Source organism: Massilia sp. Root418 (assembly GCF_001425265.1).
Taxonomy (GTDB): Bacteria; Pseudomonadota; Gammaproteobacteria; order Burkholderiales; family Burkholderiaceae_D; genus Rugamonas.
Genome location: NZ_LMEC01000020.1, coordinates 709,313 through 724,735 on the forward strand (window position 1 = coordinate 709,313; position 15,423 = coordinate 724,735).

The 15,423-nt window shown below is 69.3% G+C and carries 12 protein-coding genes; 8 read left to right on the forward strand and 4 right to left on the reverse strand.

The window, feature by feature from the left end; genetic code table 11:
• Positions 1–15: 15 nt before the first annotated feature.
• Positions 16–2,058, forward strand: a complete 2,043-nt coding sequence (locus ASC94_RS15505) for a phosphocholine-specific phospholipase C (protein WP_056396448.1) — start codon at positions 16–18, stop codon at positions 2,056–2,058.
• On the opposite strand, the gene ASC94_RS15510 is transcribed toward ASC94_RS15505, so the two are convergent.
• The 4 genes from ASC94_RS15510 to ASC94_RS15525 all read right to left on the reverse strand — a co-directional run bounded on the left by ASC94_RS15510 (position 2,033) and on the right by ASC94_RS15525 (position 7,170).
• The gene (locus ASC94_RS15510; RefSeq protein ID WP_056396451.1) at positions 2,033–3,379 is read right to left on the reverse strand and encodes an MFS transporter; all 1,347 of its coding nucleotides are present in this window, start codon (positions 3,377–3,379) and stop codon (positions 2,033–2,035) included. The two genes, ASC94_RS15505 and ASC94_RS15510, sit on opposite strands and share 26 nt — an antisense overlap.
• 120 nt (positions 3,380–3,499) lie before the next feature.
• Positions 3,500–4,753, reverse strand: coding sequence for a glycoside hydrolase family 88 protein (locus ASC94_RS15515; protein WP_056396456.1), 1,254 nt, complete (start codon positions 4,751–4,753; stop codon positions 3,500–3,502).
• A 44-nt stretch (positions 4,754–4,797) separates the two neighbouring features.
• Entirely contained in the window at positions 4,798–5,862 is a 1,065-nt protein-coding gene (locus ASC94_RS15520; protein ID WP_056396458.1) for a LacI family DNA-binding transcriptional regulator, read from the reverse strand.
• Positions 5,863–5,985: 123 nt separating this feature from the next.
• Complete coding sequence (locus ASC94_RS15525) at positions 5,986–7,170, reverse strand: glycoside hydrolase family 105 protein (RefSeq protein WP_082616559.1); 1,185 nt, start codon at positions 7,168–7,170, stop codon at positions 5,986–5,988.
• Positions 7,171–7,392: 222 nt separating this feature from the next.
• On the opposite strand from ASC94_RS15525, the gene ASC94_RS15530 reads away from it, so the two are divergent.
• The 7 genes from ASC94_RS15530 to ASC94_RS15560 are packed head-to-tail and all read left to right on the forward strand — an operon-like array spanning position 7,393 to position 15,390.
• A complete protein-coding gene (locus ASC94_RS15530) occupies positions 7,393–8,622 on the forward strand; it encodes an SIS domain-containing protein (protein ID WP_056396464.1) in 1,230 nt (409 codons plus the stop codon).
• Complete coding sequence (locus ASC94_RS15535) at positions 8,609–9,577, forward strand: ROK family protein (protein WP_056398012.1); 969 nt, start codon at positions 8,609–8,611, stop codon at positions 9,575–9,577. The genes ASC94_RS15530 and ASC94_RS15535 overlap by 14 nt, the downstream gene beginning before the upstream one ends.
• Positions 9,577–10,872 carry a D-tagatose-bisphosphate aldolase, class II, non-catalytic subunit gene (locus tag ASC94_RS15540; protein WP_056396468.1) on the forward strand — a complete coding sequence of 432 codons (1,296 nt, stop codon included), beginning with the start codon at positions 9,577–9,579 and terminating at the stop codon, positions 10,870–10,872. Before ASC94_RS15535 ends, ASC94_RS15540 begins: the two co-directional genes overlap by 1 nt.
• On the forward strand, positions 10,866–11,702 hold the full coding sequence (locus ASC94_RS15545) for a DeoR/GlpR family DNA-binding transcription regulator (RefSeq protein ID WP_082616642.1): 837 nt from the start codon (positions 10,866–10,868) through the stop codon (positions 11,700–11,702). The genes ASC94_RS15540 and ASC94_RS15545 overlap by 7 nt, the downstream gene beginning before the upstream one ends.
• Entirely contained in the window at positions 11,692–12,834 is a 1,143-nt protein-coding gene (locus tag ASC94_RS15550) for an N-acetylglucosamine-6-phosphate deacetylase (RefSeq protein ID WP_056396470.1), read from the forward strand. Before ASC94_RS15545 ends, ASC94_RS15550 begins: the two co-directional genes overlap by 11 nt.
• Positions 12,815–14,707 (forward strand): MFS transporter, encoded by a 1,893-nt coding sequence (locus tag ASC94_RS15555; protein WP_056396472.1) that lies wholly within the window; start codon positions 12,815–12,817, stop codon positions 14,705–14,707. Before ASC94_RS15550 ends, ASC94_RS15555 begins: the two co-directional genes overlap by 20 nt.
• Positions 14,704–15,390 (forward strand): PEP-CTERM sorting domain-containing protein, encoded by a 687-nt coding sequence (locus ASC94_RS15560; protein WP_056396475.1) that lies wholly within the window; start codon positions 14,704–14,706, stop codon positions 15,388–15,390. The genes ASC94_RS15555 and ASC94_RS15560 overlap by 4 nt, the downstream gene beginning before the upstream one ends.
• Positions 15,391–15,423: the final 33 nt, after the last annotated feature.

The following is a 15,423-nucleotide window of genomic DNA, read 5'->3' on the forward strand; positions in this document are numbered from 1 at the left end:
ATCAAGGAGACCGCCATGCCGCAACAACGCCGCCGCTTCCTGGGCCAGGCCCTGGCAGCAAGCCTGATGGGAACCATGCCACCGCTGCTGCGGCAGGCGCTGGCCGTGCCGGCGCATCGCGCCAGCGGCACGCTGCAGGACGTGCAGCACGTGGTGATCCTGATGCAGGAAAACCGCTCCTTCGACCACTACTTCGGCACCCTGCCCGGCGTGCGCGGATTCGGCGATCGCTTCACCATCCCCTTGCAAGGCGGGCGCACCGTCTGGCAGCAGAACAATGGCCGCCGCACGGTCATGCCCTACCACCTGGACCAGGAGACTGGCAACGCCCAGTGCGCGCTGGACCTGCCGCACACCTGGCCGGACGCGCAAGCCGCCTGGAACGAAGGCCGCATGGCCTACTGGCCCCGCTCCAAGACCGACGCCTCCATGGCCTACTACACGCGCCGGGAGCTGCCCTTCCAGTTCGCGCTGGCCGAGGCTTTCACCTTGTGCGACGCCTACCATTGCTCGCTGCAGGGCGGCACCAATCCCAACCGCCTGTATCTGCTGACCGGCACCAACGACCCCACCGGCAGCGGCGGCGGCCCCGCCATCGACAACCGCATGGAAGGCCTGGGACCGCCCGAACAGGGCTTTACCTGGACCACCTATGCCGAGCGCCTGGAACAGGCCGGCGTGAGCTGGAAGGTCTACCAGGACATGGATGACAATTACGACTGCAACCTGCTGACCGTGTTCCGCAGCTTCCGCGAGGCGCACCTGAACCGCCCGCACCCGCTGGCCGAAAAGGGTCTGAGCACCACCCTGCGCAACGCGACCCTGCAGGGCCTCAAGGACGACGTGCTGGCGGGACGCCTGCCGCAGGTGAGCTGGGTCGTGCCGCCGCGCCTGTACTGCGAGCATCCGGGGCCCTCGACGCCGGTACAGGGCGGCGCCTATACCCGGATGGTGCTGGAGGCGCTGCTGGCCGATCCGGCAGTCTGGAGCAAGACCGTTTTCCTGCAAATGTACGACGAGAACGACGCCTTCTTCGACCATGCGCCGCCGCCCGCAGCGCCTGCCCTGCAGCGTGACGGCAGCCGCGCAGGCAAATCCACCGTGGACTACGCGGCGGAATGCCATTCCGACGGCCGGCTCTACGGCCTGGGGCCACGCGTGCCCATGCTGGTAATCTCCCCCTGGAGCAAGGGCGGCTGGGTCAATTCGCAGGTGTTCGACCACACATCCATCCTGCGCTTCCTGGAGGCGCGCTTCGGCGTGCATGAACCCAACATCAGCCCGTGGCGGCGCGCCGTATGCGGCGACCTGACGAGCTGCTTCGACTTCCGCGCGCCGGACGCCGCGCCGCCGCCGCCGGAGCCGCGCAGCCAGGCCTGGGCCGACGCCTGGCGCCGCGAACAGCGCGCGCGCAGCGGCATCGAGGTGCCGCCGGAGGCCAGCCAGGGCGCGCCGCGCCAGCCTGCGGGCGAGCGCCCTTCGCGCGCGCTGCCCTACCGCCTGGCGCTGCGGTGCGGGATCATGCCGGCGCAGCCACGCGCCCTGTCGCTGGAATTCATCAACAGCGGCGCAGCAGGCGCGGTATTCCACGTGTACGACAAGCTGCACCGGGAGCGCATCCCGCGCCGCTACACAGTGGAAGCGGGCAAGTCGCTGTTTGACCTGTGGACGCCCGCGCCGGGCGACCAGGGGAAGTACGACTTATGGATACTGGGGCCGAACGGCTTCCACCGCCACCTGCAGGGCAGCGTGGACGCGGATGTGCCGGCGACGGCGCTGGCGATGGAGCTGGAAGCCCATGGCGGCAGCCTGCGCCTGGACTTGCACAACGGCGGCGCGTCCAGCTGCGAGGTGGCGCTGCGCAAACTGGCCTATGGCAGCGCGCCGCTGCAGCTGCGCACCCTGGCGCCTGGCGAAAGCGCGCGCGTCCTCCTGCCGCTGGAGGCGCAGCGATACTGGTACGACTACAGTGTGGAGAGCGGCAGCTGGATGCGGCGTTTCGCGGGCCGGCTCGAAACCGGGCAGCACGGCGTCAGCGATCCTGCGATGGGGACCTAAATCCGGCGCGCCGGAACAGCCGCAGCACGCAGTACCACAGGCATGCCCCGGCCAGTGCAACCAGGCCGGCGGCCAGGAAGATCAAGCGGAAATCCCTGCCGCTCCAGTCCAGCGCGGCCCCCATCGCCAGCGTGAACACCATCGCCAGCAGCGCCGTGGCGGAGGCGGAAAACGCCGCCAGCTCGGAAAAGCGTGCGCGCGGCAGCAGCGCCGGCAGCAGCGCTGCGGTGCCGGTCAGGAAGGCGCCCGCCAGCACGCCGTGCACCACGAACCAGACCAGGAAGGACGTGCGCCCCACCACCAGGAACCAGGCGCCCAACATGCACAGCGCATACAGCGCCAGCGCCGCGAAGCCCACCCGCAAAGGATGGACGCGGTCGGCCAGCCAGCCGAGCGGCAGCGCCAGCACGATGGAGATGCAGTAGGTGAGCGCCACGGCGTGGCCGAAACTGTTGCGGTCCACGCCGAACTGGCTGATGGCGTTGTAGCTGTTGATATTCACCGGCAGCAGGCTGGTGGTGGCCATGCCCAGCGCCGCGAACAGCAGCACATAGAACCAGGGTGCGTCGTCGCCGGGCGCGCGCAAGCGGCCCAGCCCCGGCGCCGCCGCCAGCGCGCTGGGCGGAGGACAGTCCGGCTCGCGCACGAAGGCGCACAGGATGGCGAAGCCGACAAGGTAGACGCCCGCAATGGCCAGCATGACCTGGCGCGCAACCGACGGCAGGTCGTTACCGAAGACCACATAGAAGAAGGCCGCCCCCACCGCCAGGCTGACGATGCGGAACAGGCCGAAGAAGCGCCCCAGCAAGGGCTTGGGCACGGTGTCGTTGACGAGGGCAATGAACAGGGCGTTGCCGGTGATGCTGAACAGTTCGAACAGCGCCCAGAACACGCCCATGCAGGCGATGACGGCTTCCCGGCGGTACGCGGCATCGATGCCGAACCAGGCCAGGGAGGCGTCGGCCAGCGCTTCGCTGTAGGCCAGCCCCACCAGGGAGCCGGACAACAGCGGCGCGCCGCACAGCAGAAAGGGAATGCGCCGCCCCAGGCGGGTGCGGGTGCGGTCGCTCCAGGCACCGACCAGGGGACCGAACAGCAGCGACAGCAGGGCAGGCAAGGCGCCGAACAGCACGTTGAGCAGCACCGGATGCTGGCTGAACTCGCGCAGCTGGGCTTTCACCACTTCCTGCACCGCGCGCTCCTTGAGCGACCACGCCAGGTCGCCCATCAGCAGGAAAAAGCACAGCGGCAGCAGCGACGCCAGGCCGGCGGCAAGCAGCAGCGGCGGCGGCGCCTGCCGCAAAAGCACTTTCTGGCCCACTCCACCTCCCCGCTGATGACTTCCAGCATGCTAGCCGATTCGGACAGTCAGCGGTAGCGGCCGGATTCGAAAACTTCCTGCGATGTGCACACCGCGCGCACGTTGTGGTGCAACGTGCCGTCAGGCGGCGGCGTGCCCGGGCTGCGCCGGGTTGCCGCCCTGCCCGCCGCCGCGCCAATAGCTGCGCCAGCCGGCATTGACCCTGGCCAGCGCTTCCAGATAGTAGTAGTCGCCCCACAGGTTGGCTTCGTCCACGCCGCGCGCTTCCGGCCAGCTGTACACGCCATGCAACAGCAGGCCCCGCCCAGGCCCGGGCGGCGCCGCGTAGCCGGCGGCCAGGCCTTGCAGCATGTGCAGCGCAGCTTCCCGGTAATGCTGGCCGCGCGCGCCAAGCGGCAACTGCGCCGCCAGCTCCAGCAGGCCGCACACGGCAATGGCGGAGGCCGAGCTGTCGCGCTGCTGGCCGCCGCGCCAGTCCAGCGCCAGGTCCCACTGGCACACGCCGTCGTCCGGCAGGCGCGCCAGCAAGTGGTCCGCCATGCGGCAGGCCACCTCCAGCGCGTCCGGCGCATGCGGTCCATCCCGCGCACCCTGCCCCGGCGCATGGCGGTGGTTCAGCGCCAAGCCGTAAATACCCCAGGCCTGGCCGCGCGCCCAGCAGGAATCGCTGCCATGACCTTGCACGGTACTGATGCGCAGGGCCGCGCCGCTGTCCAGGTCAATATGGCAGCTGTGCGCGCTGGAGCCGTCCGGCCGGACCAGCAGTGCCAGCGAGCGGGCCAGGTGGGCGCGCGCCGCGTCGCCGTAGCGCACGTCACCGGTCTGGGCAGCGGCCCAGTGCAGCAGGGGGAGATTCATCAGCGTGTCGATGATGATGCGACCCTGGTCGCGCCGGTCTGCGCGGTCGCCGATCCTGCCCCAGGCCTGGATCACGCCGGCCGCCGGCAGGAAACGTTCGGCCAGCACTTGCGCGGCCTCCAGGGCCAGCGCGCGGTGGCGCACGTCGCCGGTGATGCCGAAAGCAGCCACTGAAGGGCCGTACAGGAAGCCGAGGTCGTGGTGGTCCAGGTCGGTGCGCAGCGCCATCCGGGAAGCAAAGCTCGGGTAGTGGCTTTGCGCCCACTCGCGGAACACGCCGCGCCCGCTCAACTCGTAGGCCAGCCAGCCCATGCCCGTCCAGAAGCCGGTGGTCCATCCCACGTTGGCACCGCGCGGGAAACCGGGCGCCTGGCGCAGCCGGTACACCCCATCCGTGGCCGTGTCGTCGGGGAAGCCGGTGCCGAAGCCCGGTGCGTGGCGCTCCAGCTGTTCCAGCGCCGCAGACTGCGCATCCTGGAACAGTTTGGCCTGCGCTGAATGAGGTATCGTTATCATATTCACTCACAAAAAAACGGCTTGCGCCGCCGGTGGCACGGCCGTCACGCCGCCCGCTTGCGCGCGCGGGCTTTGCTCTTGCGCGCCGGTGCTTCCGGTCCCGGACCAGTCGAGGCGCGGATCAGGAACTCGCTGGGGAATTCAATCCGCTGGCGCCGGCCCGGCTGGGACTGGATGCGGCGCATCAGTTCCTGCACGGCCGCTTGCGCCATCGGCCCCACCGGATGGCGCAAAGTGGTCAGCCCGGGCTGGACCACGGCCGAACCGGCCATGTCATCGAAACCGATCACCGACACGTCCTGTGGAATGCGCAGCTCTTTTTCGCGCAGCGCGTTCATGCAGCCGAGTGCCATGGCATCGTTAGCGGCGAAGATCGCCGTCGGCGGTTCGGCCAGCGCCATCAGCGCCCTCCCCGCCTCCAGGCCGGACGGCTCGTTGAAATCGCCCTGCGCGATCAGCTCCGGCTCGCAATCGATGCCGGCCTCCTGCAGCGCCGCGCGGTAGCCGCGTTCGCGCTCGTCGCTCTGGCCGGTGTAAGCCGTGCCGCGCACGAAGGCGATACGGCGGTGGCCAAGTTCAATCAGGTGCGCCACCGCATCGCGCGCGCCGTTGACGTTATCGCCCCGCACCACCGGCAAGGTGGTCTCCTGCTTGCAGTAGTTAATCATGACGATGGGGCTGGTGCTCGCCTCCAGCGTGCGCAGATAATCGTCGCTCATGCGCGGCAGGACGTAAATCAGGCCGTCCCACAAGCCGTGCAGCATCTGGCTCAGGCGCTTGCCCTTGCCGTCGCCCAGGTCGCCCAGGGAGTTGTAGATGAACATGTCCATCTCGAACTTGCGCACTTCCTCGCTGATGGCGGAGACGAAACCGTTGACCACCGTGGACGCCAGATCGTTGACGACCACCCCGATCACATTGGTGCGGCCGCCCTTCATCATGCGCGCCAGCGCGTTCGGCGCGTAGCCCAGCTGCTGCGCGGCGGCCTGCACCTTGGCCCGGGTTTCGTCCGATGCATAGCCTTCGCCGCTCAGGGCGCGCGAGGCCGTCATCACCGAAACACCCGCTTGTTTGGCCACATCGACCAGGGTCACCGTCGATTTCTTCATTGCTGTCCTTTAGCTACTGATAACGATATCGGGCTTTTGGCCGCGACGCAGGTTATTTTACCGGATTTGCGGGAAAGTCCACAGTGCCGGCAGCAGGACAATGATCAGGACTGGCGGTTTGCGCTACTTCGCCGCGCCGCGCGCCTGCATGCGGTGCAGCTCGCTGCCCGCCATCAGGAAGGCGCCCACGCCGTACACGTCGGTGGAACCCGGGTCGAAGGCCTTGGGGTCTTCGCCGATAGGCTGCACGTGCGTGAGCTTGCCGTCCGCGTCCACGTTGGCCACCAGCGCGTCCCAGGCCTTGGCGACCGCCGGCGCGAAGCGCGCGCGGTCCAGCAAGCCCTCGTTCACGCCATAGGCCAGCGCATAGGTGTACAGGCCGGTGCCGCTGGTTTCCTGCAGCGGATAGCTGGCCGGATCCAGCAGGCTGGCGCGCCACATGCCGTCGCGCTGCTGCAGCGTGAGCAGCTTTTCCGACATCTGAGTGAACTGCTGCACGAAGCGTGCGCGCGACGGATGGCCGGCCGGAACAAATTGCAGCATGCGCACCAGGCCGCCCATCACCCAGCCATTGCCACGGCCCCAGAACATCTTGCGGCCATTGGCTTCGCGCTGCTTGAAGAAGCGGCTGTCGCGGTAATACAGGTGCTCTTCCTTGTCGTACAGGTAGTCAGAGGTGCGCCACCAGTTCGCCACCGCGAAGTCGAGGTAACGGTGGTCGCCGGTAGCGGCCGTCAGGCGCGCCCAGGCCGGCGGGCCCATGAAGAGCGAGTCGCACCAGGCCCAGCGGTGCAGCACGCCGGGCGTGATCCAGTTCAGGCTGCCTTCGCGCGGGTGGGCCAGCATGTAGTCGAACTGGGCGCGCATCGGGGCGATCATGGCCGGGTCGCGCAGCTTCAGATACAGCTCGGCGTAAGTCTGGCCGACGGCGTAGTCGTCCGCGTGGTACATGCTCGGGCCCAGCTTCCACTCATTGCGCCGGCCCATGGACACCATGGCGTCGCGGTAGCGGCTGTCGGATGAGAGGCCAGCGAGCGCCATCATGCCTGCATCGCCGACTGCCTGGGTCCAGTCGTCCTCGGGGTAGGTGCTGGGGTGGGCCAGCTGCCAGTCAGCCACCCGCTGCATGACCGCCAGCGTGGCGGCGGGCGTTACGGCGCGCGTCGCGGCGCGCTCGGCCGCAGGCGCGGTGGCAGGTGCGCCCGCAGTCGAAGCCGCAGCCGAGGCCGGCGCTCCTGCCAGCAGCGCCACGGCCATGGCCGCGCCCAGCAGGGGGGCAGCGGACCAGGAAAGCAAGGTAGGTTTCATAGTGCGTCCTTTGTTCAGAGTTGGGAAATGTCGAAGTCGGCTTCCGCATCGCGGCAATTATGCGTTAACGATACCACATGAAATTCCCGCCATACCAGCGTTTTTATCGCGATGTCTTCGTTTGCACATTCGGACAACAAATTCGAAAGCGAAACTGGAAAATCCGATGCGTTAACGTTACCATGCGGTCAAACATACCCACCATCGAAACCGGAGCATGACATGACACAGCCTAACGACCTGGCCAGCGCACAATGGGAAGCGCTGGGCGGCCAGCACACGGCGCGCGAGATTGCGCAGCAGCCTGCGGTGTGGCGCCAACTGGCCGCCGCACTGGCAAACGACCGTAGTCGCGGCGCAGCGAATCCCGGCGCACCCCACCTCGGCACCATCGGCACCGTCGGCACCACCGGCACCGTCGGTACCTCAGGCATCTCCGCAGCCGACCGCGCCCGCCTGCACGCGCTGCTGGCGGCCCCATCGGCGCAAGCCATCCTGACCGGCGCCGGCACCTCCTCCTTTATCGGTGAGCTGGCCGCCGACGGCCTGAATGGCGCCTGGCCGGCGCAAGTGCGCGCCATCGCCACCACCAGCCTGCTAAGCCACCCTGCCCTCTACCTGGCCGCCGACAAGCCGCTGCTGCTGGTATCGTTCGCACGCAGCGGCAACAGCCCGGAAAGCCAGGCGGTGGTCGACCTGGTGCGTGCCAAAGTGCCGGGCGCCCTGTTCCTGCACATCACCTGCAACGCCGAGGGCGCGCTGGCGCGAGACGGCGACGGCCGCAGCGACGCCATCACCTTGCTGCTGCCGCCTGCCACCTGCGACCGGAGCTTCGCCATGACCAGCAGCTTCACCACCATGCTGCTGGCCGCGCTGTCACTACTGGAACCGGCCCCGCTGTCGCATGCCGCGCAGCGCATCGAAACAGTGGCGGCATTGGCCGGCCGCTGGCTGGACACGCTCGCAGCCGACTGGCGCCAGCTTGGCAGCCTGCCGCTGTCGCGCATCGTCTACCTGGGCGGCGCGGCGCTGGAAGGCCTGGCGCGCGAAGCATCGCTCAAGGTACTGGAACTGACCGCAGGCCAGGTGCTGGCCATGCCCAATACGCCGCTGGGCTTCCGCCACGGACCCAAATCCATGCTCAACCGCGACACGCTGGTGGTGCTGTTCCACAGCCAGGACGCGCACGCGCGCCGCTACGAGCACGACCTGCTAGCCGAATTGCGGCGCGACCAGGTGGCCGGCCACGTGGCCGCGCTCGACGGCATTGCGCTGGGCGCACCGGCGGACCTGCCGGACGCCTGGCTGGCGGCCGCCTACGTGCTGCTGGCGCAAACGCTGGCACTGCACCAGTCGGTACGCCTCGGCCTCACACCGGACAATCCCTTCCCCGACGGCACCGTGAACCGCGTGGTGCAAGGCGTAACGGTGTATGCCCATGACGCCATCTGACCACCCGGCCGGCACCACCTACGGCATCGACATCGGCGGCACCAAGATGGAACTGGTGGCCTGCGACGCGCAGCTGAACGTACGCCTGCGCCGCCGCATCCCCACGCCCGGCGGCGACTACGACACCTTCGTCGCAGCACTGGCCGGCCTGGTGCGCGGCGCCGACCAGGAACTGGGCATGCGCGCGCCGGTGGGGCTGGGCGTTCCCGGCATCGTCGACGCGGCCAGCGGCAAGCACCTCAGCGCCAACGTGCCCTGCCTGACTGGCCGCCAGTTGCTGCCTGTGCTGCGCACCATGCTGGAGCGCCCCATCGCCATCGGCAACGACTGCCAGTGCTTTGCCTTGTCGGAAGCGCACGGCGGCGCCGCGCAAGGCTACGCCAGCATGTTCGGCCTCATCATCGGCACCGGCGCGGGCGCCGGCTACGTGCTGGACGGGCAGCTGGTGCGCGGCCTTAACGGCATTGCGGGCGAATGGGGCCATTGGCCCATCGGCCCGGACCTGCTGCGCCGCTACGGCCTGCCGGTCTGGCACTGCGCCTGCGGCAGCCAGGCCTGCCTCGAATGCTATGTCTCCGGCACCGGCATGCGCCGCCTGCACTGGCACGCCACCGGGGATGACGACAGCGCCGGCGGGGCCGACGCGGAAACCCTGCTTGCCCTGCGCGCTGCGGGCGACGCGGTGGCGCAGCGCGTGGTGGCGCAGCACCTGGACCTGCTGGGATCGGCCATCGCCCGTATCGTGCTGGCGTATGACCCGCACGCCATCGTGCTGGGCGGCGGCCTGTCGCGCATGCCGCACCTGTACGCGGAGCTGGCGCAAGCGGCCAGCGCCCACCTGCTGCCCGGCCTCGCCGTGCCGCCCATCCTCCCGCCCTTTTTCGGCGACGCCGGCGGCGCACGCGGCGCAGCCCTGCTGGCGCGCCAGCCCAACCTCATTGCAAAGGATTCCTGATGTCCAGCCTTCAAAACATGATACGCGCGCACCGCGACGGCGCCGCCACCGGCATCGCCAGCGTCTGCTGCAGCAACGCCGAAGTACTGCAGGCCGCCATGGCCGTCGCGCTGGAACACGGCGGCCCGCTGCTGGTGGAATCGACCTCCAACCAGGTCGACCAGTTCGGCGGCTACACCGGCATGCGGCCGCGCGATTTTGTCGCCTACGTGCGCGAACTGGCCAGCGCGATGGACTTCCCGGCGGAGCGGCTGATCCTGGGCGGCGACCATCTCGGCCCCAACACCTGGCAGCACCTGCCGCCGGAGCATGCAATGGCGCATGCGCGCGTGCTGATCGCGGCGTACGTCGAAGCGGGCTTTGAAAAGATCCACCTCGATTGCAGCATGGCCTGCGCGGGCGACCCGCTGCCGCTGCCGGACCAGCTGGTGGCGGCACGCTCGGCCGAACTGGCTGAGGTGGCCGAACGCGCGGCAGCCGCAGCCGGCCTGCCGCCGCCGGTCTACGTGGTCGGCACCGAAGTGCCGGTGCCGGGCGGCGAAGCGTCGCTGGAGGGCGGCATCCAGGTGACGCGCCCGCAAGCGGCGGCGGCCACGCTGGAGGCGCACCGCCTGGCGTTCGCGCAGCGCGGCCTGGACGCGGCGTGGCAGCGCGTGATTGCGCTGGTGGTGCAGCCAGGCGTGGATTTCGACCACAGCACGGTGCGCCACTACGCGCCGGCCGAAGCGCTGGAACTGTCGGCCTTCATCCAGGACCATCCGGGCCTGGTGTACGAAGCCCATTCCACCGACTACCAGTCCGAAGCCGCGCTGCACGCGCTGGTGCGCGACCATTTCGCCATCCTCAAGGTGGGCCCGGCCGCCACCCATGCGCTGCGCGAAGCATGGTTCGCGCTGGCCGCCATCGAGGATGAATTGCTGCCTGTCGAGCAGCGTTCACACTTCAAGGCAGTGCTGGAGCGCTGCATGCTGGAGCAGCCCGGCTACTGGAACAAGCACTATCCGGGCACGCCCAGCCAGCAAGCCACGCTGCGCCGCTACGCGCTGTCGGACCGCAGCCGCTACTACTGGCCTGCGGAGCCGGTGCAGCAGGCGCTGGCCACGCTGAAAGCCAACCTGGACGCGCGTGCGCTGCCGCTCCCCCTGCTCAGCCAATACCTGCCCGAACAGGCCGAACTGGTCAACGCGGGCCGCCTGTCCGCGCGCGCTGCGGACCTGGCGCGCCATAAGGTCGAACTGGTGCTGGCGCGCTATGCCCGCGCGTGCCAGCGCAACGCGGCGGCTGCGCCATGCTGACCTTCGCCCCGGCCAGCGGCGCCGCGCCGCACTACCACGGCAACACCACCGCCGGCTGCGAGGAACGGCGCCAGCAGATCCTGCGCGCCCTGCGCGAGCAGGACAGCGTGCGCGTGCAGCGCCTGGCGCAGCGCCTCGGCGTCACCCCGGTAACGATACGGCTGGACCTGCGGGCGCTGGCAGAGGCAGGCCTGGTGCAACGCCAGCACGGCGGTGCGCGGCTGGCGCAATCCGCTCCGCCGGAAGCGCCGCTGGCGGAGAAAAGGCTGCAGCACCGCGAGCGCAAGCAGCGCATCGCCGCGCGTGCCGCGGCGCTGGTTGCGCCGGGCGACAAACTGATACTCGACGCGGGCAGCAGCACCCTGCAGCTGGCGCGCCTGCTCACCGCGCGCGGCACGCTGACGGTGTTCACCAACAGCCTGCCGATCGCCTCCGAACTGTCGCACTCCAGCGACATTGACCTGATTGTGTCGGGCGGCGTGCTGCGCCACGCGTCCCAGTCGCTGCAAGGCAAGCAGGCAGAGGCCAGCCTGGACGGCTATGTGTTCGACAAACTATTTCTCGGCGCGGACGGCATCGACCTTGCCTTCGGGCTGTCCACCCACGACGCCGCCGACGCCAGCCTGAACACGCGCATGGCAGCCTGCGCGCGCCAGGTGATCGTGCTGGCCGACGCGTCCAAGTTCGGCCGCATCTGCCTGAACCGCATTTGCACGCTCAAGCAGGTGGACACCATCGTCACCGACGCCAGCCTGGCGCCCGGCCTGCGCGAGCAGCTGGCCGCGCAAGGCATCACCGTCATCGTCGCGGAGGACGGACATGGAAACTGACATGCTGGAAGGCCGCATTTTGACGCCCGGCGGCTGGGTACACGGGCGCCTGCGGCACGGCCGCGATATCCTGGCCATCGAGGCCGACCACACGGCGCGCAGCGGCCGTTGGATACTGCCCGGCTTTGTCGACCTGCACGTGCACGGCGCCGGCGGCGTGGACATCATGCAGGGCGGGAGCGCCGCGCAGACCGTGGCCAGGCTGCACGCGCGCCACGGCACCACCACGCTGCTGGCCACCACCATGACCGCACCGCCCCAGGCCATAGAGCACGCGCTGCGCGGCGCCGGCGCGGCCATGGCCAGCCCGGCCCCGGACGCGGCCCATATCGCCGGCGTGCACCTGGAAGGGCCCTTCCTCAACATCGGCCGCCTGGGCGCACAGCCGCCGCTGGTCACGCAGGGCACGCTGGAACAAGTGCAAGCCTGGCATGCGCTGGCGCCCATCCGCGTGCTGACGCTGGCGCCGGAAGTGCCAGGCCACCTGGAACTCATCCCCCGGCTATGCGGCATGGGCATCCGCGTGCAGGCCGGCCACAGCGCCGGCACTTATGAGGACGGGGTGGCGGCGCTCAAGGCGGGCCTGGCCGGATTCACCCATCTGTTCAACGGCATGACTGGGCTGAACCAGTACGCGCCCGGCATCGTTGGCGCGGCGCTGGCGCACGGCGAGTACGCCGAAATCATCCCCGACCTGCACCACGCCCAGCGGGGCGCACTGCACGCCGCGCTGCGCGCCATCCCGCGCCTGTACGCGGTGACCGACGCCACTTCCGCCACCGGCATGCCGGACGGCGCCTACATGCTGGGCAGCCAGCGCGTGATGAAATGCGCCGGTTGCGTGCGGCTCGCCAGCGGCGATTCGCTGGCCGGCAGCGCGCTCACGATGGACCAGGCGCTGCGCAACCTGGTCGGCATCGGCCTGACGCTGGCCGACGCCAGCGACCGCGTGTCGCGCTTCCCCGCCGACTACCTCGGCATGCAGGACCGGGGCCGCCTGGCCCCCGGTGCGCGCGCCGACATCGTGGTGCTGGACGACGAATTGCAAGTACGTTCCGTGCTGCTGCACGGACGCCCCCTGGACCTCCTGAAAATCCAACAAGGAAAACACCATGCACCAGCCCCCGCCTGAGAAGCACGCAAGCCAAACCCGCTACCTGCTGGCCGTGGCCGGCCTTGGCGGCCTGTTGTACGGCATCGACGTCGGCATCATCGCCGGCGCCCTGCCCTATCTGGAATCGTCCGCCGCGCAACTGTGGAAGCTGTCGGCGCAGCAGCTCGGCTTCGTGGTGGCCGCCGTGTTGCTCGGCTCCGTGCTGTCGTCGCTGGGCGCCGGCGCGCTGGCGGACGCCATCGGCCGCAAGGCGGGCATGCTGGTGGCAGCCCTGCTGTTCTCGGCCAGCATTCCCATGATCGCGCTGGCAGACGGCTATGTGCCGCTGCTGCTGGGCCGCCTGCTCCAAGGCGTCAGCGGCGGCTTGATCGGCGTGATCGTGCCGCTCTACCTGGCCGAGTCGCTGCCTGCCGCCGTGCGCGGGCGCGGCACGGCGCTGTTCCAGCTGCTGCTCACCATCGGGCTGGTGGCTGCCGCGCTGATCGGCCTGGCCGTGGCGCAGCAGGTGGAAACCGTCGCGCAGACCGATCCCGCCGGCCTGCCCGCCATGCAGGACGCCGCCTGGCGCCGCATCTTCTGGCTTAGCCTGGCGCCGGGACTGCTGTTCTGCGCGGGCGTGCTGGGCCTGAGCGAATCGCCGCGCTGGCTGCTGGCGCGCGGCCGCCGCGAACAGGCGCTCGCCGCACTGCGCCGCACGCGCACGCACGCCGACGCCGACACCGAACTGGCCGCCATCGGCGGCACGGCCGGTGGCGCGGCCGGCAGTTCATCCGGCGCCGCCGCCGGCAGTTCATCCAGCGCCGCCGCCGGCGGCTTGGGCGGTGGCGCAGCGGGCAACACGACTGCGGGCCAGCACGATGGCGCCGCCGCCGTCGCTGCGGGTGCCGCCGACGAAGGCAGCCTGCTGCAGCGCCGTTTCGTGCTCCCCTTCCTGCTGGCCTGCCTCATCCTGGCATGCAACCAGGCCACCGGCATGAACTCGGTGCTGGCCTACTCCGTCAACATCCTTGAACAAGGCGGCCTAGCCGGCTCACAAGCCAACTGGGGCGACGTGGCGCTGAAATTGGCCAACGCTTTGGTGACGATAGCAGCCGTGGTGCTGGTGGACCGCAAAGGCCGCCGCTTCCTGCTCATGCTGGGCTGCGGCGGCATCATCGCCTCGCTGTGCGCCGCCGGCGCCCTGTTCCTGGCGATGGACCATGGCAAGGCCGACCTGCGCGCCACGCTGGCGCCGCTGGTAAAAAACGAAGCGCTCACGCTGGACGCATCCACGCTGCGCGCGCTTGCGGGCAGCGACGCCTATCAGCTTGAAATCGCCTACAGCTATGGCCCGCTGACCCAGGTCCGCACGCTGCGCGCGGGACAAGCGCTGAGCATCGCCCCGCCCACCGATATCGATGGCGACAGCGCACTGGGCGCCGCCTTCCGCGCAGTGCACTTGAACCCCTTCCCCGACATGCGCCTGGCGCAAGGCGCGCCGCTGGTGATCGAGCGCGCCCGCCTGGGCGCACCGCCCACATCCGCGCAAGGCTGGCTGCTGCTGGCCTGCCTGCTGGCGTTTGTGTCCAGCTTCGCGGTCGGCCCCGGCGTGTGCGTGTGGCTCGCACTGTCCGAGTTGATGCCGAACCGTATCCGCTCCAATGGCATGAGCGTGGCGCTGCTGCTCAACCAGCTGGTTTCCACCTCCATCGCGGCCGTGTTCCTGCCCACCGTCGGCCAGCACGGTTATGCGCCAATGTTCTTCGCCTGGGCCGGCTGCACGGTGGTGTACTTCCTGGCCGCCGCCTTCCTGCTGCCTGAAACGCGCGGGAAGACGCTGGAGGAAATCGGGCGATATTTTGAGGGGCGCAGCAAGCGTGTTGCCACCTACGGTACTGGAGACGCAGCATGAAAAAACTGTTAGCCATGATTCCGCTGCTGGCCGCCACCCAGGCGCATGCGAGCGTGATGACGATTTCGCTGAACGACATCGGCACCTTTGCCGCGCTCAGGAACAGCAATACCGCCAGCACGTACGCGGGCACCGGCTACCTGGGCATGTACAGCAACGCCTGGGGGCACGTCCTGGGCGTGGAGCGCAGCAATTTGAGCCGTACCGTCATGCAGGTCGATATCGGCGCGCTGGCGGGGAAGACGATTTCCAGCGCGGTGTTGTCGTTTGAGCTCAGGGAGGGTGAAACCGCGTCGCAGAATGGCACGCTGGTGGGGTTCGATGCGGACGCCAATGCGGGCAAGCTGGCGTTCAGCTGGAATGCGCCGGGCGCCAATTACGGGTCGGTGGTGTCCACGCTGGCGGGACGGGCGGTTAGCTATTTCGATGTCACTGGCTTGCTGAGGGCGAGCCTGGCGGCGCAGGATAGCTGGTTTGGGATGCACTTGAGAGGGTCCACGCTGGCGCAGTGGACGGTGGCGAACAACGGGGGCTATGCGGCGGACCGGGCGGGTGTGGTCTTGACGGTGGATTATCGCGATGCGGCTGGTTTGCCGGAGCCGGGGGGGCTGTTGCTGATGGGGGCGGGACTGGCGGCGTTGGTTTTGCTGCGGCTGCGGCGGGTTACGCGGCTGCGCCGCTAACCCGCCCTACGGATCGCTGCTGTTCGGCGAAAA

Coding starts and splice junctions, on each gene's coding strand:
- ASC94_RS15515 (WP_056396456.1), bottom strand. CDS start 4,753: ATGATAACGATACCTCATTCAGCGCAGGCCAAACTGTTCCAGGATGCG.
- ASC94_RS15520 (WP_056396458.1), bottom strand. CDS start 5,862: ATGAAGAAATCGACGGTGACCCTGGTCGATGTGGCCAAACAAGCGGGT.
- ASC94_RS15540 (WP_056396468.1), top strand. CDS start 9,577: ATGTCCAGCCTTCAAAACATGATACGCGCGCACCGCGACGGCGCCGCC.
- ASC94_RS15505 (WP_056396448.1), top strand. CDS start 16: ATGCCGCAACAACGCCGCCGCTTCCTGGGCCAGGCCCTGGCAGCAAGC.
- ASC94_RS15530 (WP_056396464.1), top strand. CDS start 7,393: ATGACACAGCCTAACGACCTGGCCAGCGCACAATGGGAAGCGCTGGGC.
- ASC94_RS15550 (WP_056396470.1), top strand. CDS start 11,692: ATGGAAACTGACATGCTGGAAGGCCGCATTTTGACGCCCGGCGGCTGG.
- ASC94_RS15545 (WP_082616642.1), top strand. CDS start 10,866: ATGCTGACCTTCGCCCCGGCCAGCGGCGCCGCGCCGCACTACCACGGC.
- ASC94_RS15535 (WP_056398012.1), top strand. CDS start 8,609: ATGACGCCATCTGACCACCCGGCCGGCACCACCTACGGCATCGACATC.
- ASC94_RS15525 (WP_082616559.1), bottom strand. CDS start 7,170: ATGAAACCTACCTTGCTTTCCTGGTCCGCTGCCCCCCTGCTGGGCGCG.
- ASC94_RS15560 (WP_056396475.1), top strand. CDS start 14,704: ATGAAAAAACTGTTAGCCATGATTCCGCTGCTGGCCGCCACCCAGGCG.
- ASC94_RS15555 (WP_056396472.1), top strand. CDS start 12,815: ATGCACCAGCCCCCGCCTGAGAAGCACGCAAGCCAAACCCGCTACCTG.